Annotated in this window: 28 protein-coding genes; 9 read left to right on the top strand and 19 right to left on the bottom strand. The window is 63.7% G+C overall.

The genetic code is table 11. The annotated features are described in order from the left end of the window. Positions 1–14: 14 nt before the first annotated feature. Genes ACGYLO_RS00615 through ACGYLO_RS00605 form a run of 3 tightly spaced genes read right to left on the bottom strand, consistent with a single transcriptional unit; the run spans position 15 to position 2,262 of the window. Complete coding sequence (locus ACGYLO_RS00615) at positions 15–467, bottom strand: YaiI/YqxD family protein (RefSeq protein WP_209218498.1); 453 nt, start codon at positions 465–467, stop codon at positions 15–17. Between the two features lie 3 nt (positions 468–470). Continuing rightward, positions 471–1,304 carry an S-formylglutathione hydrolase gene (gene fghA, locus ACGYLO_RS00610; protein ID WP_271688813.1) on the bottom strand — a complete coding sequence of 278 codons (834 nt, stop codon included), beginning with the start codon at positions 1,302–1,304 and terminating at the stop codon, positions 471–473. Between the two features lie 28 nt (positions 1,305–1,332). After that, on the bottom strand, positions 1,333–2,262 hold the full coding sequence (locus ACGYLO_RS00605; protein WP_271688814.1) for an AEC family transporter: 930 nt from the start codon (positions 2,260–2,262) through the stop codon (positions 1,333–1,335). Between the two features lie 253 nt (positions 2,263–2,515). Between ACGYLO_RS00605 and ACGYLO_RS00600 the strand changes: the two genes are divergently transcribed. After that, positions 2,516–2,977: an I78 family peptidase inhibitor gene (locus tag ACGYLO_RS00600; RefSeq protein WP_271688816.1), complete on the top strand. Its 462-nt coding sequence runs from the start codon at positions 2,516–2,518 to the stop codon at positions 2,975–2,977. Positions 2,978–2,986: 9 nt separating this feature from the next. Here ACGYLO_RS00600 and paaK read toward each other — a convergent pair whose 3' ends face one another. Further along, the gene (gene paaK / locus ACGYLO_RS00595) at positions 2,987–4,297 is read right to left on the bottom strand and encodes a phenylacetate--CoA ligase PaaK (protein ID WP_271688817.1); all 1,311 of its coding nucleotides are present in this window, start codon (positions 4,295–4,297) and stop codon (positions 2,987–2,989) included. Further along, the gene (gene paaI, locus ACGYLO_RS00590) at positions 4,297–4,734 is read right to left on the bottom strand and encodes a hydroxyphenylacetyl-CoA thioesterase PaaI (protein WP_067266022.1); all 438 of its coding nucleotides are present in this window, start codon (positions 4,732–4,734) and stop codon (positions 4,297–4,299) included. The genes paaK and paaI overlap by 1 nt, the downstream gene beginning before the upstream one ends. A gap of 130 nt (positions 4,735–4,864) precedes the next feature. On the opposite strand from paaI, the gene ACGYLO_RS00585 reads away from it, so the two are divergent. Then, positions 4,865–5,212: a DUF2794 domain-containing protein gene (locus ACGYLO_RS00585; protein WP_209218493.1), complete on the top strand. Its 348-nt coding sequence runs from the start codon at positions 4,865–4,867 to the stop codon at positions 5,210–5,212. Here ACGYLO_RS00585 and ACGYLO_RS00580 read toward each other — a convergent pair. The 3 genes from ACGYLO_RS00580 to ACGYLO_RS00570 form a co-directional block, all read right to left on the bottom strand. After that, complete coding sequence (locus tag ACGYLO_RS00580; RefSeq protein WP_271688818.1) at positions 5,209–5,991, bottom strand: C40 family peptidase; 783 nt, start codon at positions 5,989–5,991, stop codon at positions 5,209–5,211. The two genes, ACGYLO_RS00585 and ACGYLO_RS00580, sit on opposite strands and share 4 nt — an antisense overlap. Beyond that, a complete protein-coding gene (locus ACGYLO_RS00575; protein ID WP_271688819.1) occupies positions 5,988–7,370 on the bottom strand; it encodes a M17 family metallopeptidase in 1,383 nt (460 codons plus the stop codon). Before ACGYLO_RS00575 ends, ACGYLO_RS00580 begins: the two co-directional genes overlap by 4 nt. Before the next feature lie 63 nt (positions 7,371–7,433). After that, positions 7,434–7,811, bottom strand: coding sequence for a hypothetical protein (locus ACGYLO_RS00570; protein WP_271688820.1), 378 nt, complete (start codon positions 7,809–7,811; stop codon positions 7,434–7,436). A 154-nt stretch (positions 7,812–7,965) separates the two neighbouring features. Between ACGYLO_RS00570 and ACGYLO_RS00565 the strand changes: the two genes are divergently transcribed. Beyond that, a complete protein-coding gene (locus tag ACGYLO_RS00565; protein WP_209218489.1) occupies positions 7,966–8,616 on the top strand; it encodes a carbonic anhydrase in 651 nt (216 codons plus the stop codon). A gap of 78 nt (positions 8,617–8,694) precedes the next feature. On the opposite strand, the gene ACGYLO_RS00560 is transcribed toward ACGYLO_RS00565, so the two are convergent. The 3 genes from ACGYLO_RS00560 to ACGYLO_RS00550 form a co-directional block, all read right to left on the bottom strand. Then, positions 8,695–9,717 (bottom strand): aspartate-semialdehyde dehydrogenase, encoded by a 1,023-nt coding sequence (locus ACGYLO_RS00560; protein WP_067266005.1) that lies wholly within the window; start codon positions 9,715–9,717, stop codon positions 8,695–8,697. Positions 9,718–9,825: 108 nt separating this feature from the next. Next, complete coding sequence (locus tag ACGYLO_RS00555) at positions 9,826–10,500, bottom strand: hypothetical protein (protein WP_082852096.1); 675 nt, start codon at positions 10,498–10,500, stop codon at positions 9,826–9,828. A 1-nt stretch (position 10,501) separates the two neighbouring features. Then, positions 10,502–10,795: a hypothetical protein gene (locus tag ACGYLO_RS00550; protein ID WP_271688821.1), complete on the bottom strand. Its 294-nt coding sequence runs from the start codon at positions 10,793–10,795 to the stop codon at positions 10,502–10,504. Positions 10,796–11,012: 217 nt separating this feature from the next. Here ACGYLO_RS00550 and ACGYLO_RS00545 point away from each other — a divergent pair, with 217 nt between their 5' ends. The 3 genes from ACGYLO_RS00545 (at position 11,013) to ACGYLO_RS00535 (ending at position 13,540) form a co-directional block, all read left to right on the top strand. Then, positions 11,013–11,597: a hypothetical protein gene (locus ACGYLO_RS00545; RefSeq protein ID WP_271688822.1), complete on the top strand. Its 585-nt coding sequence runs from the start codon at positions 11,013–11,015 to the stop codon at positions 11,595–11,597. 124 nt (positions 11,598–11,721) lie between these two features. Continuing rightward, the gene (locus ACGYLO_RS00540; RefSeq protein WP_067265994.1) at positions 11,722–12,351 is read left to right on the top strand and encodes a ribonuclease HII; all 630 of its coding nucleotides are present in this window, start codon (positions 11,722–11,724) and stop codon (positions 12,349–12,351) included. Between the two features lie 88 nt (positions 12,352–12,439). Continuing rightward, complete coding sequence (locus tag ACGYLO_RS00535) at positions 12,440–13,540, top strand: site-specific DNA-methyltransferase (RefSeq protein WP_271688823.1); 1,101 nt, start codon at positions 12,440–12,442, stop codon at positions 13,538–13,540. Positions 13,541–13,669: 129 nt separating this feature from the next. Here ACGYLO_RS00535 and ACGYLO_RS00530 read toward each other — a convergent pair whose 3' ends face one another. From ACGYLO_RS00530 to mutY, 3 genes are all read right to left on the bottom strand, one after another. Continuing rightward, positions 13,670–14,095 (bottom strand): response regulator, encoded by a 426-nt coding sequence (locus ACGYLO_RS00530; protein ID WP_271688824.1) that lies wholly within the window; start codon positions 14,093–14,095, stop codon positions 13,670–13,672. A gap of 68 nt (positions 14,096–14,163) precedes the next feature. Further along, a complete protein-coding gene (locus ACGYLO_RS00525) occupies positions 14,164–15,312 on the bottom strand; it encodes an alkane 1-monooxygenase (RefSeq protein ID WP_271688825.1) in 1,149 nt (382 codons plus the stop codon). Positions 15,313–15,378: 66 nt separating this feature from the next. Then, positions 15,379–16,443 carry an A/G-specific adenine glycosylase gene (gene mutY, locus ACGYLO_RS00520; protein ID WP_271688826.1) on the bottom strand — a complete coding sequence of 355 codons (1,065 nt, stop codon included), beginning with the start codon at positions 16,441–16,443 and terminating at the stop codon, positions 15,379–15,381. Positions 16,444–16,525: 82 nt separating this feature from the next. Between mutY and ACGYLO_RS00515 the strand changes: the two genes are divergently transcribed. Genes ACGYLO_RS00515 through ACGYLO_RS00505 form a run of 3 tightly spaced genes read left to right on the top strand, consistent with a single transcriptional unit; the run spans position 16,526 to position 18,875 of the window. Beyond that, the gene (locus ACGYLO_RS00515) at positions 16,526–17,035 is read left to right on the top strand and encodes a DUF721 domain-containing protein (protein WP_271688827.1); all 510 of its coding nucleotides are present in this window, start codon (positions 16,526–16,528) and stop codon (positions 17,033–17,035) included. 35 nt (positions 17,036–17,070) lie between these two features. Continuing rightward, complete coding sequence (locus ACGYLO_RS00510) at positions 17,071–17,757, top strand: DsbA family protein (protein ID WP_271688828.1); 687 nt, start codon at positions 17,071–17,073, stop codon at positions 17,755–17,757. Beyond that, positions 17,757–18,875: a CaiB/BaiF CoA-transferase family protein gene (locus tag ACGYLO_RS00505; RefSeq protein ID WP_271688829.1), complete on the top strand. Its 1,119-nt coding sequence runs from the start codon at positions 17,757–17,759 to the stop codon at positions 18,873–18,875. The genes ACGYLO_RS00510 and ACGYLO_RS00505 overlap by 1 nt, the downstream gene beginning before the upstream one ends. Here ACGYLO_RS00505 and lpxK read toward each other — a convergent pair. The 5 genes from lpxK to ACGYLO_RS00480 all read right to left on the bottom strand — a co-directional run bounded on the left by lpxK (position 18,872) and on the right by ACGYLO_RS00480 (position 23,517). After that, entirely contained in the window at positions 18,872–19,858 is a 987-nt protein-coding gene (gene lpxK / locus ACGYLO_RS00500; protein ID WP_271688830.1) for a tetraacyldisaccharide 4'-kinase, read from the bottom strand. The two genes, ACGYLO_RS00505 and lpxK, sit on opposite strands and share 4 nt — an antisense overlap. Next, entirely contained in the window at positions 19,845–21,089 is a 1,245-nt protein-coding gene (locus ACGYLO_RS00495; protein ID WP_271688831.1) for a 3-deoxy-D-manno-octulosonic acid transferase, read from the bottom strand. Before ACGYLO_RS00495 ends, lpxK begins: the two co-directional genes overlap by 14 nt. A 6-nt stretch (positions 21,090–21,095) precedes the next feature. After that, positions 21,096–21,338, bottom strand: a complete 243-nt coding sequence (locus ACGYLO_RS00490; RefSeq protein ID WP_067262181.1) for a DUF4170 domain-containing protein — start codon at positions 21,336–21,338, stop codon at positions 21,096–21,098. Positions 21,339–21,401: 63 nt separating this feature from the next. Further along, the gene (locus ACGYLO_RS00485) at positions 21,402–22,178 is read right to left on the bottom strand and encodes a 3'(2'),5'-bisphosphate nucleotidase CysQ (RefSeq protein ID WP_271689912.1); all 777 of its coding nucleotides are present in this window, start codon (positions 22,176–22,178) and stop codon (positions 21,402–21,404) included. Next, positions 22,171–23,517 carry a TldD/PmbA family protein gene (locus ACGYLO_RS00480; protein ID WP_136720263.1) on the bottom strand — a complete coding sequence of 449 codons (1,347 nt, stop codon included), beginning with the start codon at positions 23,515–23,517 and terminating at the stop codon, positions 22,171–22,173. Before ACGYLO_RS00480 ends, ACGYLO_RS00485 begins: the two co-directional genes overlap by 8 nt. Positions 23,518–23,601: the final 84 nt, after the last annotated feature.

Raw genomic sequence — 23,601 nt, 5'->3', positions numbered from 1 at the left:
TGCTTAACGCGGGCCTACCCCCGCGCCGCCGCGCGCAGTTCCCGCTCCAATGCTTCGAGGAAACGGGAGCGGTCGGCCTTTGTAAACCCCTTGCCGCCGCCTTGGCGAAAGGGGTCGGCGGCGCGCAGGTCGGCCATCAGGTCGCGGGTGGCCAGCACGTTGCCGATGTTGCGCGCGGTCAGCGCCTCGCCGTTGTGTTTCAGCACCCTTGCCCCCGCTTCGACGCATTTGGCTGCCAGCGGGATGTCCCCCGTCACCACCACGTCACCCGGTCCGCACCGCTCGGCGATCCACATGTCGGCCACATCGGGCCCGTCGGGCACGATCACCACCTCCACCAGCGGGTTCTGCGACAGGCGCAGCCCGCCGTTGGAGACGAGGAACATCTTGATCTTGTGCCGGGTCGCCACCCGCTCGGCCTCGGCCTTCACGGGGCAGGCGTCTGCGTCGATGTAGAGCGCGGTCATGGCTCAGCCCGCGTAGAGCGCATCGGCATGGAAGGCGACGTGATCCTCCATGAAACTCGCCACGAAGAAATAGCTGTGGTCATAGCCCCGCTGCATGCGGAAGCTGCCCTGCTGGCGTTTGGCGGCCATGGCCTCGGCCAGCGCCTCGGGCATCAAGAGGTCAAGGAACTGGTCGCTCGCCCCTTGGTCGATCAGCACCGGCCCGTCGAAGCCCTTCTCACGCATCAGGAGCGTGCTGTCGTGTTTCGTCCATGTGCTCTCGTCGGACCCGAGGTAGGCGCTGAGCTGCTTTTTGCCCCAGTCGCTCGCCGTTGGATGGGTGATCGGCGCGAAGGCCGAGACTGAGAGGAAGCGCCCCGGCAGGTTCATCGCGAGCGTCAGCGCGCCGTGCCCGCCCATGGAGTGGCCGGTGATGCCTTGACGCTCCATATCGAGGGCGAAATTTTCGCCCAGCAGGGCGGGCAACTCCTCGGCCAGATAATCCCACATCTGGTAGTGCGCCGCCCAAGGGTCTTGGATCGCGTTCACATAGAACCCCGCGCCCTTGCCAAGGTCGTAAGCGTCATCATCGGCCACAGCTTCGCCACGCGGGGAGGTGTCGGGGAAGACCAGCGCGATGCCGTGTTCCGCGGCCCAAGCCTGCGCGCCCGCCTTGGTCATGGCGTTCTCATGGGTGCAGGTCAGGCCTGAGAGATACCAGAGCACCGGGACCGGGCCGTCCTCCGCCTCGGCAGGGAGAAACAGGCCGAATGTCATGTCGCAGCCACAGGTGTCGGAGACGTGGGAGTAGACCCCCTGCGTGCCACCGAAACAGGCGTTTTCCGAGATGGTTTTCATGGCAGCGTTCCTTTCGAACTTGAGTGTGTCACAGGGCCGAGACCCAGCCTACGACAAGGCTGACGGTCACGATACTGACCGTGGTTGAAACGAGAATGGCGGCAGAGACCCGCTGAGGGGCGACGCCGTAGTGTTGGGCGAGCATATAGACATTGCCCGCGACCGGGAGAGAGGCCGTGGCGATGATGACCCCGGCTTTATACGGGTCAACGCCAAAGAGAAACAGCGCGCCGAAGGCCACGAAGAGCGGATGTAGCACAAGTTTGCAAAAGGTCAGCCAGCCCGCGATCTCAATCCGCTCGGCGGATTTTGAGGCCAGCGAGGCGCCGATGGCAAAAAGGGCACCGGGGGTGGCAGCGCCCCCGAGGATGGCCAGAAATTCGTTCAGCGGCACGGGGATCGGGATGCCGAAGCCGGACCAGAGGAACCCCAGCGTGATGGCGACGATCATCGGGTTTTTCAGCAGGCCAATCCCGACGGTTTTGAGTGTCGCCAGCCGCAACTGCCCCTCTCGGGAGCCGGTGATCAGGATCACGATGAGGCTGGAAAAGATGATCATGTCGACGGTCAGCGCCAGCAGCACGGGGCCGATGGCATCCGGCCCTAAGAGCAGCGTCAGCATCGGCACGCCCAGAAAGCCGGTGTTGCCGATCACGGCACATTGCGCCTCGATCCCATTGGTGGCCACGTCGAGCCCGCGCAAAAAGCCGACGAGGCTGGCGATGGCATAGACGAAGGCCGTCCCCCAGAGGTAGGCGGCGACAAGGCGGCTGTCCCAGACCTCGGCCAAGGACAGATTGGCGGAAAAACGGAACAGCATCGCCGAGAGGGCGAAGTAGAAGACGAATTTGGTGAGATAGGCCGTCGCTTCGGCAGAGAAGAACCGCGTGCGCCCGGCCCAGTAGCCAAGGCCGATCAGCGCAAAGAACGGCAGGGTTTTCAGGAAGATCGCGACCATGGGTCAAGCATTAGCCAGCCCGCCCTTGGGGTGCAATGGGGCAGGGGCGTGGCCTTGGCTGAACCGATCGGCACCACCCGCGCGCTCAGGCGGCTGCGGCCAGCGGGATCGCCCCGGGCGGCTCCGTGATCTCGCTGCCACAGCAGTCCTATTGGCAGGTTCCAGCAAGGGCAAAGCGCCCGGCCCTTGGCGGGGCGGGTCAGGGAGCTACCTGTTGCGGGATGGACGCCACGCGAAGAACGAGGTTTGGAATATGAGAGTATTTTTCTTGGCACCCCTAGTGCTGGCCGGTTGCGCCGAATTATCGACAGCGCCGGTGCAGAACCCGATCCCGGCCCCCGCGCCTGTGGCGACCACGCCCGCGCCGCCACCGGCTGTCTCTAAGCCATCGGCCCCTGCGCGGTCCGAAACCCCCAGCAGCCCGGCCAAGCCCAAGCCCCTGCCGGATTCGGTGGTCAATGCGGTGAATGACACCTCCAGCCCCTCTGAGGACGACGGTCAGGAAGAGCTCGCAGCCGCCGAGCGCCCGACCGACACCTGCAAAGAAGGCAGTTGGTGGGGGCTGATCGGCCGCCCGAAGTCGGCGGCGAGCATCGTTTCCGAGCCCAAGCGCGTTTATACCGAGGGCGACCCGGTGACCATGGATGCCAACCCCAACCGCACCAACATCGTGTTGGACGCGGAGGGGAAAATCGCCAAGGTCACCTGCGGCTAGGGTGTGCCCCTAGCCCTTTGGCCGATTGTCGAGAATGCGCACGGCTTTGCCCTCTGACCGGGCAACGCCGCCCACATCCATCACCTCAACCGTGACCGAGATGCCGACCGTCTGCTTGATCTGCGCCGAGAGCGCTTTGATCGCGGTGGCGCGGGCGTCGGTGGTCACGCTGGCATCGGCGCATTCGCATAGCACGCGCATCTGATCCATCCGGTCGGGGCGTGTGAGCTCGATCTGGAAATGCGGGGCAAGCCCCGGCGTCGCCATCAGCGCTTCTTCGATCTGGGTGGGGAAGACATTCACCCCGCGCAGGATGATCATGTCGTCGCTGCGGCCCGTGACCTTTTCCATCCGCCGCATGGAGCGCGCCGTGCCCGCCAGCAGACGGGTCAGGTCGCGGGTGCGGTAGCGGATGATCGGGAAAGCCTGTTTCGTGAGCGAGGTGAAGACCAACTCGCCCATTTCGCCATCCTCGACCGGGGCGCCCGTCTCGGGGTTGATGATCTCGGGGTAGAAGTGGTCTTCCCAGATGTGCAGCCCGTCCTTGGTTTCCACGCATTCCATCGACACGCCGGGGCCCATGACTTCGCTGAGCCCGTAGATGTCGACCGCATGCATGTCGAAGGCCTGCTCGATCTCCTGCCGCATGGCGTTGGTCCAAGGCTCGGCCCCGAAAATGCCGACTTCGAGCGAGGATTGACGCGGGTCGATGCCCTGTTTGGCAAACTCATCCAAGATCGACAGCGCGTAGGACGGGGTGACCGTGATGCCCTTGGGGGCGAAATCTTCGATCAGGCGCACTTGGCGCGGGGTCATCCCCCCCGAGATCGGCACGGTCGATAGGCCAAGCGCATCGGCGCCAAGGTGGATGCCCAAGCCGCCGGTGAACAGCCCATAGCCATAGGCATTGTGCAGCATGTCGCCCGGGCGCATCCCCGCCGCGCGTAGGGAGCGGGCGACGACTTGCCCCCAGTTCGCCAGATCGTCCTTGGTATAGCCCACCACGGTCGGCTGCCCGGTGGTGCCGGAGGACGCGTGAATGCGCGCCACCTGATCACGCGGCACGGCGAACATGCCAAAGGGGTAATTGTCGCGCAGGTCGGTCTTTACCGTGAAGGGAAAGCGCGAAAGATCGGAAAGCTGTTTCAGATCATCGGGATGCACGCCCGCCTCATCGAAGCTTTGCTTGTAGAAGGGCACGTTGTCATAGGCATGGCGCAGGGACCATTTCAGTCGGTCCAATTGCAGGGCGCTGATCTCGTCCCGGCTGGCGATCTCAATCGGGTCGAGCGTATCCTTCGCGGGGGTCAGGTCTTTCATCAGGTCGGCTCCTCCTCGGTAAATAGCTGGCCCTTGATGCTGCGGGAGAGCCCGCGAAACAGGGCCACGACACGGTCATCCTCGCCCGTGACGGTCACATCATAGATGCCCGACCGACCGCTGCGCGACACTTCGCGGGCGGTGGCGGTCAGCCGCTCCTCCGGCTGGCCGGGGCTGAGATAGGTGATCTGGTTCTGCTGGGCGACAGTGGTCTGGTTGTAGCTGTTGCAAGCAAAAGCAAAGGCGCTGTCGGCCAGCGTGAAGATGAAACCGCCGTGGCAAATCCCATGCCCGTTCAGCATGTCCGGGCGCACTGACATCGACAAAACCGCGCCGCCGGGGGTGACCTCGTCGATCCTCATGCCCAATCCGGCCGAGGCGGAATCTCGGGCGAACATCACCTCGGCACATTTGCGGGCGCGGGCGTCTGGGGTCATTCCGTCATGCCTTTGTGTTTCATTTTTCAGATTGGTTGCACAATTCTGTAACGCTTTCAAGAAATTTTGAGCCGCGCTTTCGGCCATGTCAGGGCTTGATTTGGCCCCCGTCAGGGTCAACTGTAAAGCCATGAGCATAGAGCCCCCATCGCCAATCACGGCTTTCGAGCGCCCTGCCGAACAGGTCGCTTTCCACCGCACCGAACTGTCGCTGATCCTATCGCTCTACGGGCGTATGGTCGCGGCGGGGGAGTGGCGGGACTACGGGATTTCGCACCTTAAGGACGTGGCCGTCTTTTCGGTCTTTCGGCGCACGGCTGAGATACCGCTTTACCGGATCGAAAAACGGCCCAAGCTGCGCAATCGGCAGGGGATGTATGCAGTGGTCGGCACCGGCGGGCAGGTGCTGCGCCGGGGCCATGATCTGAAGGCCGTGCTGCGCGTGTTGGAGCGCAAGCTGATCCGCGCGGTGGATTAAACGCCGGGGCGGCGATGTGCGGTGACCGGCCCGTCACCGCCCGCTTCGATCCGGGCGATGGCCTCGGCGATGTTTTCATAGCTCACGGCCATGGCGTGGGCATTGGCGTGGATCATCGTCTCGCCGTCCACCACCAGCGCGACATGGCCTTTCCAGAACAACAGATCATTGCGCTGATAGGCGTCGCTGACGGGGGCGCCCACGGTCTTTTCCTGCTGGTCGCTGTCACCGGGGCAGGGGATGCCGCAGGCCAGCAGCGCCGCTTGAACAAGGCCCGAACAATCGATCCCCCAACGGCTGTTGCCGCCCCAGAGATAGGGCGTGCCAATGAACAGCGCCGCGATCTGCGCCGGGTCGGCCTCTCGGCTCTCGACGGGTGCAAGATGGCCCAGCGGAATGTGCCCCTGCGGGGTTTCGGCGAAATCCTTGGTCTCTGCCGTGACTGTGACGCGCGCAGCGTAGCTGAGGCTCAGCAGGTCCGGCGATTTCAGATCGGCGTCGCGATAGGCATGGGTGGCAGGCACGCAGACGCGATGCGTGGCCTTGCACGGGGTGCCGAGGGTGCTTTGCAGAACATGCCCGCAATAGCCATCTTTCTCGGCCTTCACATAGGCCCAGCCCGACGCCTCATGCAGCACGGTCACCTGCTCGCCGAACAACAACTGCCGGTCGCGTGGCCCGTCAGGGCGGCGGCAGAGGTCGGCCACCGGCACCGCCACCTGCGCGGGGCGGTTCTGGGTCGCCAGTGCCGGGTCCGGGGTGAGACGCGGATCGCTCATGGTTTCAGCAAGGCGGGCAGGGCGGCATAGATCGCGCGGGTGCCTTGGCCGGTGCCGCCTTTTGGGCGGGCGGGGGCGTCGGCAGGTTGCCAGCCGTAGATGTCGAAATGCGCGTATTTGCTGTCGGTCACAAAGCGGCGCAGGAAGAGCGCGGCGGTGATCGACCCGGCAAAGCCGCCCTTGGGCGCGTTGTCGAGGTCGGCGATGCCGGGCTCGATCAGCGCCTCGTAGGCGTCGTGGAATGGCATCCGCCAGACCGGATCGGCAGACCCGGCCGCGGCGCTTTCCAAGGCCGAGACGAAGGCGGCGTCGTCACTGTAGTAGGGCGCGAGGTCCGGCCCCACGGCCACCCGCGCGGCCCCGGTGAGTGTCGCCATCGAGATGATCTGATCGGGCTTGTCCTCATCCGCCAGCGCCAGCGCATCGGCCAGCACCAGACGCCCTTCGGCATCGGTGTTGTTGATCTCAACCGTCAGCCCCTTGCGCGAGGTCAGGATGTCGCCGGGGCGGAAGGCATTGCCCGAGACGGAGTTCTCTACCGCCGGGATCAGTACGCGCAGCTGCACCTCCATGCCGGTGGCCATGATCATATGCGCCAGCCCCAGCACGGCGGCGGCCCCGCCCATGTCCTTTTTCATCAGCGCCATCGACGCGCCGGGCTTGAGGTTCAGCCCGCCGGTGTCAAAACAGACGCCCTTGCCCACCAGCGTCAGCTTTGGCCCCGCCTCGCCCCATGCCATGTCGATCAGGCGCGGCACGCGGTCGGCGGCGCGGCCCACGGTGTGGATCATCGGCAGGTTGTTTTCCAGAAGGGCATCGCCGGTGGTCACCTCGATCTGCGCGCCATGCCGCTCGGCCAGTTTGCGCGCGGCGGCTTCAAGGTCGGGCGGCCCCATGTCGGAGGCGGGTGTGTTGATCAGGTCGCGGGTCAGCATCTCACCCGTGGCCAGCGCGGTGATCTGTTCGGCGTCGACCCCCTCGGGCGCGACGAGGCGGGCGGTCAGCGGGGACTGCTCGCGGTAGCGGTCAAATCGGTAACCCGCCAGCAGCCAGCCAAGCGCCTCTGTCGCCGCCTGATCCTCGGGCAGGCCGCTTTCGATCCGGTAATCCCCGGCAGGAAGCTTGGCTGCAGCGGCGGCGAGGTGAAAGCGGCTCCGGCGGCGGGCAGCCTCGGACCCGTAGCCCGCCAGTGCCATCACCGGCGCGCCCTCGGCACCCGGCACGACAAGCGCCTGACCAAGGCCGCCCGCAAAGCCGCTGGCCTTCACCCATGCCTGCACCGCGCCGGGCTGATCGGCAAGCCAGCCTTCAAGCGCGGTCTCGCTCAAGACATGAAGCGGCAGGGCATTGGCGGAGGAGGTGGCGAATTCGGCGGACATGACAAACCTTTGCAAATCTGGATTTGCGCGCAGCCTACCTTTTCCATCGCCACCCGCAAGCGATCAGATCGTGATCTCGGGCAAGTCCCATATCGCGGTCAGCGACCGTTCGCCGTTGCGGATCAGCCGCGACAGCGTGGCTGCCGTGGCGATGTCATCCCCGTCGTCGATACAGACCATCACATCCGCCGCCACCCGGGCGACGAGCGCCATGCCGATTTGATCGGCGATGGCGATCAGGCGGTGCACGCTTTTGCGCAGGCCGGCGCGGTCTTGGCCCTCATGGAGCCTTTTGCAATGGGACAGGCGCAGGGCCAATTCCTCCATCGCGCGGCAGAGAACATCTTCGGCCCCCACCTCACCCAGTTGTGTGTAGAGCAGCGCCAGCCGCTCTTGATCGACGCAGACCTGTTCGGTCGGGCGAATTTGCATAAGTTGCATTCCAGTCATCCTTCGATCGCCCCCACGGCCTAAGGGCAATATGGCGCGTGAAGGTGTGCAAAGGGTTGCGATGATTGTGCCTTTTCTCTCGAATTCGTATGGCATTTGCGCTATCTGCGCTAAAACCGCATTTCGCATTAGGGGACGTTTACACATGGACAAGGCCAAGGCTCTGCCGTCGTATCTGTTGCAACGCTATCAGGGGTGGAAGGCGACCGGCTATGCCGAGAACCAAACATGGTATCGCCGATTGGCCGCCGAGGGGCAGCGCCCGCGTGCGATGGTGATCTCCTGCTGCGACAGCCGCGTGCATGTGACCTCGATCTTCGGGGCGGATCAGGGGGAGTTCTTTATCCACCGCAACATCGCCAACCTTGTCCCGCCCTATGAGCCGGATGGCAAGCAGCACGGCACCTCGGCGGCGGTGGAATATGCTGTCAACGCGCTGAAGGTCGCGCATCTGATCGTGCTGGGCCATTCCAGTTGCGGCGGCGTGGCGGGTTGCATCGAAATGTGCAAAGGCAACGCGCCCGAGCTTGAGAACCAAGACAGTTTCGTGGGCCGCTGGATGGACCTGCTGCGCCCGAAATACGAGACGGTGGAAAAGGTCGAAGACCCAGCGGAGCAGCAGCTTTTGCTGGAGCGTCAGGCGGTGCTAACCTCGCTCGAAAACCTGATGACCTTCCCGTGGATCAAGGAAAAGGTCGAAGACGGCACGCTGAGCCTACACGGCCTGTGGACTGACATCGGCGAGGGCAGCTTGGAATATTACGACGCCAAGGCGCAGAAATTCGAGCCGGTCTGACGCTCGCGCAGACAGATGGCAGAGACGAAAAAGGGGGCCGCTTGGCCCCCTTTCTTATTCCTAGACTGTGGCTGAACCTCAGCCCTTTTTCAGCACTTCGCGGCCCAGCAGTTCGGCGATCTGTACGGCGTTCAGGGCGGCACCCTTGCGCAGGTTGTCGCTGACGCACCACAGGTTGATGCCGTTGTCGATGGTGCTGTCCTGACGGATGCGGCTGATGAAGGTGGCGAAATCGCCGACGCATTCCACCGGCGTGACGTAGCCGCCGTCTTCGCGCTTGTCGATCACCATGATGCCCGGCGCTTCGCGCAGGATGTCGCGGGCTTCGGCCTCATCAAGGTGGTCTTCGAATTCGATGTTGATCGATTCCGCATGGCCCACGAAAACCGGCACGCGCACGCAGGTCGCGGTGACCTTGATCGACGGATCGACGATCTTCTTGGTCTCGGCGACCATCTTCCATTCTTCCTTGGTCGACCCGTCTTCGAGGAAGACGTCGATATGCGGAATCACGTTAAAGGCGATCTGCTTGGGGTAGACCTTGGCCTCGTAATTGTCGGTCGGGTTGTAGACCGATTTGGTCTGGTCCCAAAGCTCGTCGATCGCCTCTTTGCCCGAGCCGGAAACCGACTGGTAGGTCGAGACGACGACGCGCTTGATCTTGGCGCGGTCATGCAGCGGCTTCAGCGCCACGACCATCTGCGCGGTGGAGCAGTTGGGGTTGGCGATGATGTTCTTCTTGGAATAGCCGTGCACGTCTTCGGGGTTCACCTCCGGCACGATCAGCGGCACTTCGTTGTCGTAGCGGTAGAGCGAAGAGTTATCGATCACCACGCAGCCCGCTTTGGCAGCGGCAGGCGCGTATTTCTTGGTGGCCTCGGAGCCCACGGCAAAGAGCGCCATGTCCCAGCCGGTGAAATCGAAAGTGTCGAGGTCTTTGGTCTTGAGGGTCTTGTCTCCGAAGGTGATCTCAGTCCCGAGCGAACGGCGGCTGGCAAGGGCCACGATCTCGTCCACGGGGAACTGACGCTCCGCAAGGATGTTCAACATTTCACGGCCCACATTGCCTGTGGCACCGACGACGGCGACGCGATAACCCATCTGATTACTCCAGTCTGTCCAATTTAATTTGACGCCATTTAACGTGCCTGCGGGGCATTGGCTAGGGCCAGCCGCGTGAGGGCGGGGCAGGGCGGTGCTTAGCCGGGGTCAGAGAACCTTGATCACGTCCTTGTTGATCGCCAGCATATAGCCGCGCCGGGCGATGTTCTTGACCAGCAGTTCCGACACCAGCTGGTTGCCAAGCGTGTCGCGCAGGCGTTTGATCCGCGTGGCGCCCGCGGCCTCATCACAGTCGGCAGGGCTGCGGCCCGAGATCATGCCTTCGATCTCGGAGCCCGACAGCACGTCGTCATCCATCCGCGCCTCGGCAAGGACCGACATCGTCTCCATCGCGGCGGCGGTCAGTTTGAAGCCGAGGTTGTTGAGATAGACGGTATTCTCTTCCCGGCTGATCAGCAGAGAGTTCACTTGAATGCCCGTCCGCTCGATCTGGGCCATGCGGCGGTTGAAGCCGATCAGCATGAACAGAAACACCATCGCCGCGACCAGCATGGCGCTGGCAAAGACCAAAAGCACCACGATCACGATGCGATAGCTGGCCAAAGTCTCGGAAAAGGCGGTGCCGGACTGGGCGAGGATTTCCAGCAGCTTGATCTCGGCCTGGGTGGTCAGATCGTCGTTTTCGATAAAGATCCGCTCGACCCGGGCGTTAAAGACGTTCGCATCCGGCAGCGCCCAAAGCAGGACAAGCGCCCCTACCAAAAGCACGGCGACCACGGCGGCGATGCCGCCGATCACGAAACGCCCGCCAAATCTGCGCATGTCAGAAGCGGAGGTAGAATGTTCCTGCACTGTCTTTCCTTTGATCCAAGCCTTCGTCACCGAAAACAGACAGCACATTCAACAATGTCCAGCCCTCCGCTGCAAGACGCGGCGTGAGTTCGGTTTCGGCGGAGGCTGGCTCACAGGCCCCGGAGATCTGCGCCACCCCATAGTGAAGGCGCAGCGGATTGTCTTGCTTGGCCTTGTAATCGGCAAAGCATCCGGCTGTTGCCGCGGCGGGCAGGGCCAGAACGACCGCTAGTGCGGTCAGCAAGGAGAGACATGGGTTTTTCATATGTTTTTAATGCGCTTTTGCCCGCTGATATTCAATAACCAAGGCGTTTTGAGCGTCTTGTTATTGGATAACGACCCCCTGTTATTGCCTGTCTTTGGCCCTCATCCCAATTTGGTGGCACCAACAGACACACGAACCGATACGCGGCCCCCGAGTTATGGCCGCAGAGGATCAAGGGCGCAGCAAAACGCGCCGATAACGAGAAGGGACCAGACCCATGTACCGCAAGTTCATTGCTACCATCGCCGCCCTGTCGGTTGCCATCACCGCCTTTGGCGCCCGCCCGGCTGCTGCCGATGAAAAAGAGGTGCTGCGCACGCTCGCCGCGATTGCGGGTGTCGCGATCGTGGGCAAGATGATCTACGACAACAACAACAAAGAGCGCAAAGAGCGTGAGACCGTGACCCGCCGCCGCGCCGCGCCGGTCTATGAGGCGCCCCGGTATTACCCCACGGTTTCCAAGCGACCCCATCCGCGCCCCTATGTTAACCCGCGCCCCGCGCCGCGTCGCGGCGACTGGACCCGCCCTGAGCGCGACCGTACCACCTACCCTGAGCGCGAAGTGCGCCCCCTGCCTGAGCGCGTGGACCGCAAGCTGCTGCCGCAGCAGTGCTTCCGCAGCTATGAGGGCGATGAGGGCAAGGTCATGATGTTTGGCGAGCCCTGCCTTGAGAAAAATTACTCCTATGCCGATCGCCTGCCCCGCTACTGCGCCAAACGCGTCAGTACCGCCGAGGGCGCGCGCTATGGCTATGACGCCCGCTGTCTGCGCGACTCGGGTTACAGCTTGGCGCGTCGGTAAATCCGGCGTGCCTTGACCGAGCGGCACGTCCCTGTCGCTCGGGTTTTGAAAGGGGGGGTGTTCGGGCGCCTCCCCTTTCTCTTTTTTGTTGCACCTTTTGGGCGCATGCGGTTTCACCAGCCCCATGATACCTGACTATGAACTCGAACGCGGGGCGATGACCCGCGGCTTTCGCACCATCGCCGGTGTGGACGAAGTGGGCCGTGGCCCGCTGGCCGGGCCGGTCACTGCCGCTGCCGTGGTCTTTGCCGAAGGGCAGATCCCCGAGGGGCTGAACGATTCCAAGAAACTGACCGCCCGCGCCCGCGAAAAGCTTTATGAAGAAATCATGTCGGTCGCCGTGGTCTGCGTGGCCCATGCCACGGTCGAAGAGATCGAGGAACACAACATCTTGCGTGCCAGCCATCTGGCCATGACCCGCGCCTTGGCCGGTTTGGCCTGCAAGGCGGACTATGCGTTGATCGACGGCAATATGCTCCCGCGGGATCTGGCGCTGCCCGCGCAACCTGTGGTGAAGGGCGATGCGCGCTGCCTGTCGATCTCAGCGGCTTCTATTGTTGCGAAAACCGTACGCGATAACCTCATGGTGGATTTGGCGCAACAACATCCGGGTTACGGTTGGGAAACCAATATGGGCTATGGCTCGAAAAGCCACATCGCCGCCCTGCAGGATCTTGGTGTCACCCCACACCATAGACGTTTGTTCAAGCCGGTACACAATATCTTGTATCAAGCGAATTTGTTAACCGATTGATTCAAAAAAGAAATTGACCGCGATTCTCTGATGGCTCATTTTATCCACAACCAATGAGCGCTTAAGCGCCGGGTAATGAGGCAGAGATATGAAAACGATGACAAAGGGCGCCGCGGCGCTTCCCTTGAACACTATTGTTGCGGGCGATTGCATTGAGGCAATGAACGCCCTCCCAGCAGAATCGGTGGATCTGATCTTCGCGGATCCGCCCTACAACTTGCAGTTGCGAGGTGATTTGCATCGCCCCGACAACTCCAAGGTCGATGCAGTTGATGACGAATGGGACCAATTCGCCAGCTTCAAAGCCTATGACGAATTCACCCGCGCATGGCTTAAAGCCGCGCGGCGTCTGCTCAAGCCCGATGGCGCGATCTGGGTGATCGGCAGCTACCACAACATCTTCCGCGTCGGTGCCGCGCTTCAGGATCAGGGCTTTTGGATCCTCAACGACGTGGTCTGGCGCAAATCCAACCCGATGCCGAACTTCCGTGGCAAGCGTTTCACCAATGCCCATGAGACGATGATCTGGGCCGGTAAGAGCGAGAACAGCAAATACACCTTCAACTATGAGGCGCTGAAGGCGCTGAACGAAGGTATCCAGATGCGCAGCGATTGGGTGCTGCCGATCTGCACCGGCCATGAGCGTCTGAAGGATGAGGGGGGCGAGAAAGCGCATCCGACGCAAAAGCCAGAAAGCCTGCTGCACCGCATCCTCGTTGGTTCGACCAACCCCGGCGATGTGATCCTCGACCCGTTCTTTGGCACCGGCACCACCGGGGCCGTCGCCAAGATGCTGGGCCGTGACTTCATCGGGATCGAGCGTGAGGAAGCCTATCGCAAGGTTGCAGAAAAGCGGATCTCGATGGTGCGCAAATTCGACAACGAAGCGCTGCAAACCACCACTTCCAAACGCGCCGAGCCGCGGGTGCCCTTCGGCCAGTTGGTCGAGCGCGGCATGCTGCGCCCGGGTGAGAACCTCTATTCCATGAATGGCCGCCACAAGGCCAAGGTCCGCGCTGATGGCACCCTGATCGGCAGCGATGTCAAAGGGTCGATCCATCAGGTGGGCGCGGCCTATGAGAAAGCACCCAGCTGCAACGGCTGGACCTATTGGTGCTACAAGAAAGACGGCAAGAATGTCCCCATCGACATTCTGCGTCAGCAGATCAGGGCCGAGATGGCGAACTGATCCACCCCGGATAATTGAACACCGCCGGCACCCGTGGCCCCTCTGCGTGAGGGGCATGCACACGGGTGCCTACCTTGACCCCGCCCGATGGCGGGGTTTTTTTGGTTCTGCTTTTCACGTGAGGCTGGCCTAATGCATCTGCCGGTTGCGGCCCTGAAGCGCGCGCAGCGCAGCGGCGAGGTAGCTGGCATCGAAATCGCATTTATTCACCACATAGAGCACCCCGGCCGAGGCGGCTTTCTCCCACATGACCGGAGAGGGCCAATCGCTGAGCATGATGACGGGGGTTTGAGCGTGGCGATGATCACAGGCCAGTTCCAGCGCGAAATTCGCGCCTAGCCCATCGGGCAAGTTGTTGTCGAGCAGGATCAGCGCCTTGTCCCCGGCGCTGAGCGCCCGGCGTGCCGCTTCGATGCTGGGGGCGAATTCGACCTGCATCCCGCCATAGGCGCGGGCCAGAACGCGGCGCAGCCTTTTTCGGTCAAACTCACTGTCTTCGACGATCAGACAGGTGCCATCATAGGCCGCCCGCGCGGGCGCGTCTTGGTGCTGCATCAATACCACTCCACAGGTAACAGTCGCAGCTTTTCTGGCAGGCAAAGTTTAACTTTGCGTTGCCGTGTTCAGAGCCGGGGCAGGGGATTGCTGGCCTTGTTGTAGGCTTTCCAATCGGTGATCTCGGGGTAATACATCTCGCGCCATTTGCGCACCCGCGGGTTCATGACGCGCCGCCACAGCGGCGGCACCATGGCGGCCATGGTCATCACCGGATAGCCATAGGGAAGCTGCGGCGCATCGCCCGTGCCATAGGTCTGCAAGACCGGAAAGCGCCGGTCGGGTTTGTAATGGTGATCGGAATGGCGTTGCAAGTTGATCAGCAGCCAGTTGCTGGCCTTATGCGCCGCGTTCCACGAATGGCGCGGTTGGACATGTTCATATTTCCCGCCGCCCAGATGTTTACGCGTCAGCCCGTAGTGTTCGATGTAATTGACCAGTTCCAATTGCCAGATCGCCACCCCGGCTTGGACAAGGAACAGGCCCAGACCGCTCCACCCGCCCAAGATCAGCGCCAGCAGCAAAAAGGTGGCTTGCAGCGCCCAGTATTTGAAAAAGGGATTGCCCGGATCGGTCCAGGGCAGCCCCTTGCGGGCCAGCATGTTCTTCTCCGCTTGAAAGGCCGAGGTCAGCGACTCGCGCAGTACGCGGGGGTAGAAGCGATGAAACCCTTCGTTGTAGCGCGCCGTCACCGTGTCGCGCGGGGTGCCGACATGGCGGTGGTGCACCAACAGATGCTCAGACCGGAAATGCGAATATAGCACCATGGCCAGCAGGATATCCGCCAGCCGCCGTTCGGTCTTGTTCCGCTGGTGCATCAGCTCATGGCTGTAGTTGATCCCGATGGTGCCGGTGATGACGCCGACGCCGAAGAACAGAAAGATCCGCTCTGCCGTGTCTAGATGCCCGGCGCGGGTGGCGTAGTAGATCAGGCCAAAAACGGTCAGGCATTGCAGCGGAGTCCAGAGCAGGGTGACGAGGCGGTACCAATAAAGATCATCCTCCGTCGCTTCCAGATCGGCGTTGTCGAGGTTCAGCCCCAGCACCGCGTCGAGCATCGAAAACAGATACCATGTCACCAGCGGTAGCAGCGCGATGGTCCAGCCGCCCTGTGTGGCGCAGAACCATGCCAGCGGGATCAGCAGCAGGGACATCCAGAAAGGCAGCGCGCGGGACAGGCGGGCGAGGTCTTGGGCGGCGATGATGCGGTTGGCCATGGGGCACCTCATAGTTGCGCGCCAGATATACCGCAGTTTGCCCGAGGCTCAAAGCCTGACGCGGCGCTAGCGCGCGAGGTCGAAAGCTTTGCGCATGACGGTGGGCAGATCGCTGGGGCGGAACTGGTTCTGGCCGATGAATTCACCGTTTTCGGGGCGGCTGTCATGGCCCACCCGGGCGTGCTGCACCGTCAACATCAGATGGAAATGGGTGAAGGTATGGCGCACCTCCCCGGGCAGGGCGCGCCAATCGGCGGCCAAGGGCGGCGTGCCTTCCGGGCGCGGCTCTGACGTGTCGACCCAGTCGGAGCCGGGCCAGCCGAGCATGCCGCCAAGCAGCCCCTTCTCGGGCCGCGTCTCTAGCAGCCATGCGCCATCCTCGCGCTCTGCCAGATAGACGGTGCCGTGCCGAATGGGTTTCGGTTTCTTCGGCGTCTTCTTGGGCAAGAGCGCTGCCGTGCCTTCCGCCCGCGCGGCGCAGGGATCGCGCCAAGGGCAGATGCCGCAGGCGGGGGATTTCGGGGTGCAGATCGTGGCGCCCAGATCCATCACCGCTTGGGCATAGTCGCCGGGCCGGGCCGCCGGAGTCAGGGCGGCGGCCCGGGCCATCAGCTCGGGCTTGGCGGCGGGCAGGGGCGTGTGGATGTCATAGACCCGCGCCATCACCCGCTCCACATTGCCGTCGAGCACCGCATGGGGCAGATCGAAGGCGATGGAGGCAATCGCCGCCGCCGTATAGGGCCCGATCCCCGGCAGTTTCAGCAGCGCGTCGTGATCCGCGGGGAAATTGCCGCCATGCTCATCCACCACCACCCGCGCGCATTTGAGCAGGTTGCGGGCGCGGGCGTAATAGCCAAGCCCGGCCCATTCGGCCATCACATCGGCATCCTCGGCAGCGGCGAGGGCGGCGACATCCGGCCAGCGGGCGGTGAACCGTGCGAAGTAATCCTTTACCGTGGCCACGGTGGTCTGCTGCAACATGACCTCGCTCAGCCAGATGCGGTAGGGGTCGGGCATGACCCCGGCGATCCGGTCCTGCGGCGGCACCCGCCATGGCAGGGCGCGGGCGTGGGTGTCGTACCACTCTAGCAGGATCGGCGGCAGCTCGCTGACGCGGGTTTTCTCACGCAATGTTTAGGCCTTTCGACGGGTCGGGGGCTGGTGACGCTGGGGCAAATGGTTATGTATGTCAGCACATTCGGGAAACAAAGCCATGCCGCCACGTCGTACGACTACAAAAGGGTTCAAACGCACCAACAGCCTGCTGTCGCAACAGATCCGCAAGGCGAGCGAGACGCGCGGCTTTGCGCAATCGCGTCTGCTGACCCATTGGGCCGAGATCGCGGGCGAGGCAACCGCCGCCATCTCGCGCCCTGTCGAGGTCAGCTATGGCCGCAAGGAGGGCATCGGTGCCACTCTGACCCTGCTGACCACCGGGGCCAATGCGCCCATGCTGGAAATGCAGAAAGAGCAACTGCGCGCGCGGGTCAACGCGGTCTACGGCTACAACGCCATCGCGCGGGTGCGGATCACCCAAACGGCGGCGACCGGATTTGCCGAAGGGCGGGTGGCCTTCGATCACAAGCCCAAGGGCGAGAAGCCCCGCCCCAACCCCGCGTTGCAACAAAAAGCAGCCGAAGCCGCCAAGCCGGTGGCCGATGAGGGGCTGCGCGAGGCCCTTGCACGTCTGGGCGAGAACATATTGAACAAGAACCAAAGCTGACGATCTGATAGCTGGTCAAACGGAAGGAACATCCTATGAATCGCAGAAACGTAATCCTTGGCGGTCTTGCCACCCTCGGCGTCGGTGGCTGGTTCGCTGCCAGCAGCTTTGGCTCGGCCCCCCTGGGCAGCACTGCGCTGACCCCCTTCGTCGGCGCCGCGAACGCGCAAACCACCGAGGGCGAAGTCGACACCTCCGGCATCACCGAGATGGTCTTGGGCGATGAGAACGCGCCGGTGACGGTTGTCGAATACGCCTCTTTCACCTGCCCGCATTGCGCGACCTTCCACAACGAGACCTTCAAAAAGCTGAAGGCCGATTACATCGACAGCGGCAAGGTCAAGTTCATCTACCGCGAAGTCTATTTCGATCGCTACGGTCTCTGGGCCTCCATGGTGGCGCGCTGCGGCGGGCAGGAGAAGTTCTTTGGCATCGCTGACCTGATCTACAAATCGCAAAGCGAATGGACCCGCGCTGGCGAACCTGCCGCCATCGTCGATGAGCTGCGCAAGATTGGCCGTCTGGCCGGGCTCGACAACGAGACGCTGGATGAATGCCTGAAAGACGGTGAAATGGCCGAGGCGCTGGTGGCATGGTACACCGCAAACGCCAAAGAGGATGACATCTCAAGCACGCCGAGCTTTGTCATCGACGGCAAGAAACACTCCAACATGTCCTATGCCGACATGAAGGAAATCCTCGACGAAGCGCTGGCTGGCTAATGACCGCACCGCTCGCAGGACTGAAAGTCGTCGAATTGGCGCGTGTTCTGGCTGGCCCTTGGGCCGGTCAGACACTGTCGGACCTCGGATGCGAGGTGATCAAAGTGGAAAGCCCGGCGGGGGATGACACCCGCCAATGGGGGCCACCCTTCGTCACCCGGGACGAGGATGTCACCGCTTCCTATTTCCACTCGACCAACCGGGGCAAAGCCTCGGTCACCGTGGATTTCCGCACTGAGGAAGGTCAGGCGCAGGTCAAAGAGCTTTTGGCCGATGCGGATATCCTGATCGAGAATTTCAAGACCGGGGGATTGGCGAAATACGGGTTGGACTATGCCAGCCTGTCTGCCCAGTTCCCGAAGCTGATCTATTGTTCGATCACGGGGTTCGGCCACACCGGGCCTTATGCCCATCGCGCGGGTTATGATTTCATCATCCAAGGCATGTCCGGCCTGATGTCGATCACCGGAGAGCGGGACGGCCAGCCGCAGAAATCCGGCATGGCGATCACCGATATCTTTACCGGGGTCTATGCCAGCACCGCGATTCTGGCCGCCGTTCACCAGCGCCACCAAACCGGCGTCGGGCAGCATATCGATATGGCCCTGCTCGACTGCGCCGTGGCGATCACCGGCAATCAGGCGATGAACTATCTCACCACCGGCAAGGCACCGACGCGGATGGGCAACGCCCACCCCAACCTGACGCCCTATGAGGTGTTTGAGTGTTCCGACGGCCATCTCATCATCGCCACGGGCAATGACGGGCAGTACCAACGCCTGTGTCAATTGCTGGGGCTCGATGACATGGCCACCGCGCCGGAGTACCTCAAGAACGCCGACCGTGTCGCCAATCGGCCCGAGATGATCCGTCGCCTGACCGGGGCCACTCGTCTGCGCAGCCGTGATGATCTGCTTGCCGCCTGCGAGGCGCATGGCGTGCCTGCCGGGCCGATCAACGACATGGCCGATGTCATGGCCGATCCGCAGGTCGTGGCGCGGGGCATGCAGATTGAACTGGACGGTGTGCCGGGGCTGCGGTCACCCTTCACCTTTTCGGGGGCCGAGCTTTCGCTGCACCGGCCTGCGCCGAAACTGGGCGAAGACAACAAGGCCTAAGGCGGTGGCAGCCTGTCCAGCGCTGCATGCAGCGCGTTGCCTTCGGGCAGGGACAGGCGCACCGGCAGGGTCAGCACCTTGGCGCGGAACTCCATCGGCAGGCGCACCGCGTCTTTCTCGGTTGTAACAAGCTGGGCGCCGCGCATCGCGGCCTCGGCCTCCAGCCGCAACATCAGCCGCGAGGTCAGCGGCTGGTGATCCTCCAGCGCCTCGGCGTGAAGGATCGTTGCCCCCAGCCCGCGCAGGGTGGCGAAAAATTTCTCGGGATGGCCGATGCCCGCAAAGGCGAGGACTTGGGAATCCGACCAATCCATTCCGGTTTGCAGCGGGGCGAGTTCGGCGCGCGCATGGGGCAGGTCTGTCTTAGGCAGCCGTTTCGCAAAGCGCGCCTGCGCCGCCTCATCCCCGATAGAGAGCAACAGGTCAGCCCGCGCCAGCCCTGCCGCGACAGGCTCACGCAACGGCCCGGCAGGCAGGCAGAGGCCGTTGCCGAACCCTTTCACCGCATCCACCACGACGATGCTCAGATTCTGCACCAACGCGGGGTTCTGAAAGCCGTCATCCAGCACCACCACCGTGGCCCCCGCCGCTTCGGCGGCTTGCGCCCCCGCTGCGCGATCCCGGGCGACCCAGACATCTGCAAAGGCGGCGAGCAGCAGTGGCTCGTCCCCGACCTCCTCGGCGCTGTGCTGCAGGGGGTCGACCCGCACTGGCCCCTCTAGCGTGCCGCCATAGCCGCGTGAGACGACATGCGGGCGATGGCCGCGCTCCAGCAGATATTGCAGCACAGCCATCACCGTGGGCGTCTTGCCGGTGCCGCCTGCGTTGATGTTGCCGACGCAGATCACCGGCACCCCCAACCGCAGCGGCCTGCCGCCCGCCAGCCGCCGCGCGGTGGCCGTGGCATAGAGCGCGCCCAGCGGTTGCAACAGCCGTGCGCGCCAGTCGGGGCGGGGCAGATGCCAGAAATCAGGCGCGCGCATCGGATGCTCCCATTTCTTCGTCGAGCCGGTCTTGCACCATCTCAATCACCCTATCGGCCAGTTCGGCCCCTTCGCTGATCACGTCCCAGCCCGCATGGGCCATCGTGGCGGCCTGATCCGGCGCGATCAAACGCGACACCGCATTGCCAAGCGCGCCCGCGTCATTGACGATCCGCGCCGCGCCTGCCGTGGCGAGCCGCCCGTAAGAGGGCAGGAAGTTGCGCACCTTGGGGCCGTAAAGCACCGCCGAGCCAAGCGCCGCCGCCTCGAACGGGTCGCAGCCGCCGTGGCCCGAGACCAGCGAAGACCCGAGGAAAGACACCGGCGCCACCCGAAAGAACAACCCCCGGTCGCCGGGATCGTCCGCCACCATGACCTGTGTCGTCTCATCGGGGTAGGGGTCATCGCCCCACCGCATCGTGGTGAACCCCCGCGCGCGGGCGCGCTCATAAGCGATATCGGCGGTCGGGTAATCATGGGTGTGCAGGATAAGCAGCAACCGATGCGAGAGGCGCAGCGCTTGGCGATGGGCAGTGAGAATGACGGGTATCTCTTCAGCCAAAACCTGCGTCGCATACCAAACCGGACGCCCGACAAGGCAGGCCGACATATCCGCCAAATCCGATTCCGCGCAGCGCAGCGCCTGACCACCCGCCAACAGCGGCGAGGTCACCTGCCCCTTGTTGCGCGGCAGGCCCAGTTGCACGAGACGGCGCAGCACGGCGGGGGAACGGGTCAACACCTGATCGAAAGCCGCCAGTAACTGCCGCGTCACATCGGGCAGCCAACGGTCCCGGCGGCCATCGAAACCGGCGCTGTCGGCGTCGATCATCATCATGGGGCAGCCGCGCCCTGCGGTCTCCAACACGAGGTTGGGCCTCAGCCCGCCCCATGTCCACAGGCAGAAATCAGGCCGCCAATGGTCAAGGAAGCGCGCCACATTGTCGGGGTGTTCGCTGGGGGCGGGGAGGATGAACAGATCGCGCGTCTCGGGCGTGGGCAGCTCTTGGGCCGCCGCGCTTTCCGAGAGGGTGACCAGCACCGCGGCCCGGTCGCGCATCGCCATGAACCGTTTGGCAAGGTCGAGCACGGCCAGCACGTTGCCCGCTTCGGCGGCATGCATCCAGACCAGTTCCCCCTCGGGGCGCGGGATATAGGGCGGCGCGTCTTCGGCCCCGCCCCGGCGCACGAGGGCGCGATAGGCTGCAAGCCCCAGCGACCGCGCCGCCATGGTGGTTTATTCCAGCTCTTCGGTGGGCGAGGCCGATGTCTCTTCGTCGCGCAGGCGGTGCAGATGGGCGATGTAATAGCGCATATGCGCGTTATCGACGGTGCGATGCGCTTCGGATTTCCATGCGTCATAGGCGCTGGCATAGTTGGGGAAGATCCCGACGATGTGGATGTCATCGACATTCTTGAACGCGTTCTTGGTCGGATCGACAAGTTCGCCACCGAAAACAAGGTGCAGGCGTTGGGTCATGAAGCTGTCCTTTGATCTGTCAAAGCTGCGGTGCTGCGCATAGTGCCTAGCAGATGAGGCCGGTCACGCAAGGGCGTCGATCAGCGCGCGCTGCACCGAAGGGCCACCCGCCACGATGCCATCGACACGCGGGTCGCGGTTGTTGAACCTGAGCGGTGCGCCCGTGGCGGTGGTGCAACTGCCACCCGCTTCGGCCACGATCAACGTGCCTGCGGCGATGTCCCATTCCCATGTGCGGCGCAGGGTGATCATCGCGTCGAAGGATGCATCGGCCACCAGCGCCATACGGTAGGCCAGCGAGGGGCGGTAGCTGCGTTTGAACACCGGTGCCGCGCCGCCGTGCCAGCGTTCGGCCACCAGCGCGGGCCGCGCGGCAAGCACCGTCGCCTCGGCCAGTTTGCCGACCTCGGAGGTGCGGATCGGCGCGCCGTTCAACGTGGCCCCGCCTCCCCGGTGCGCGGCATAGAGCATGTCGCGCATCGGCAGATAGACCACCGCCGCCGTCACCGCGCCGCCCTCGGCTATCGCCAGCGAGTGCGCCCAAGTGTCGGACCCTTCGACAAAGCTGCGGGTGCCGTCGATCGGGTCGATGATAAAGACCCGCTCATGAGAGAGTCGATCGGTATTGTCCTCGGTCTCTTCGGACAGCCAGCCATAGTCGTGCCGCGCGCTGCGCAACTCTGACAGTAGCAGATCGTTCACCGCCAGATCGGCTTCGGTCACCGGGCCTGCGTTATCGGGCTTGTCCCAGCGTTTCGCCGTGGCCCCGACAAAGCCGCGCGCCACGGCACCCGCCTTGCGGGCGGCGTCGATCAGCAGGGTGAGATCGTCCTTAGGCACCGGCAAGGGTCATTCCCGGCACCAGCAGCGAGGGCACGACGCGGCTAAGATGCGTCCGCGCGTCATTGGCGGGGATCATCGCCCGCAGCATGTCGCGCAGGTTGCCCGCGATGGTGCATTCGTTGATCGCATGGGTGATCTCACCATTCTCGACCCAGAGGCCCGAGGCGCCGCGCGAATAGTCGCCCGTGTTGGGGTTGATCGTGCTGCCGATCATGGAGGTCACCAAAAGCCCCGTGCCCATCTCGGCAATCAGATCGTCGCGGCTGGCCTCGCCTTGGGTCAGCGCGATGTTCCAGTTCGAGGGCTGAGGGCCAGAGCCGGGGCCGCGCGCGGCGTTGCCGGTGGGGCTGAGTTCCAGCTTGCGGGCGGTGGCGAGGTCGAGTGTCCAATCTTGCAAGATGCCTTTGTCGACGATGGCCCGCCGCTGGGTCGGCAGCCCTTCGGCGTCAAAGGGGCGCGAGCCGGTGGCGCGGATGCGGGTCGGGTCTTCGATCAGGGATAGGGCTTCGGGCAGCACCTGTTCGCCCTTGGCATCGCGCAGGAAGGACGCGCCGCGCGCAATCGCCTGACCGTTGATCGCCCCCAAGAGGTGCCCGATCAGCGAGGCGGCGATGCGTTCGTCAAACAGCACCGGGTAGCTGCCGGTGGGGGGCTTGCGGGCATCGAGCCGCGCCAGCGCGCGTTCGCCCGCGCGGGTGCCGATCTCCTGCGCGTCGCGCAGATCGGCCTGAAAGATGCGGCTGTCGCCGTCGTAATCCCGCTCCATCCCGGTGCCGCTGCCTGCGATGGCGACACAGGACAGCCCGCGTTCGCTGCGGGCATAGCCGCCCTCGAACCCGTTTGTCGCGGCGAGGTAAATCTCTTGCGCGCCATAGCCCGCGCCCGCCGATTGCACTTGGCTGACCCCTTTGACGGCCAGTGCGGCGGCTTCGGCGCGGGCGGCGTCCTCTTGCAGGGCTTCGGGGGAAGGTTCGGGCGTGGGATCGCAAAGCTCCAACCCTTCGGCATCGCGGCGGGGTGAGAGTTGATCGGGATCGGCCAGCCCGGAATAGGGGTCTTCGGGCGCTTCTCTGGCCATGGCGACGGCGCGTTCGGCCATCTCTTCGATCGTGCGCGATGACGTGTCGGAGGCCGAGACATTGGCCGAGCGTTGGCCGACGAAGACCCGCAACCCGATGTCCGTCCCTTCGGAGCGTTCGGCCTGTTCCAGCGCCCCGCCGCGCACTTCGATCGAGACAGAGCTTGCCGTGATCGCCATGGCATCGGCCGCATCCGCCCCGGCCTTGGTCGCCGCGTGAAGGAGGGACTTGGTCAATGCATCAAGGGCGTCTGGCATGGTCTGGCTCCTTTTGGGGTTGGAAAAGGGGTAATCCCCCGCCCCGCGGGGGGCAAGGGCTGGGCTCTATTTTCCCAGATAGGG

Source organism: Sulfitobacter sp. 1A13353 (assembly GCF_043557255.1).
In the GTDB taxonomy this organism is placed as follows: Bacteria; Pseudomonadota; Alphaproteobacteria; order Rhodobacterales; family Rhodobacteraceae; genus Sulfitobacter; species Sulfitobacter faviae.
This window is presented reverse-complemented; position numbering and strand designations above follow the sequence as displayed.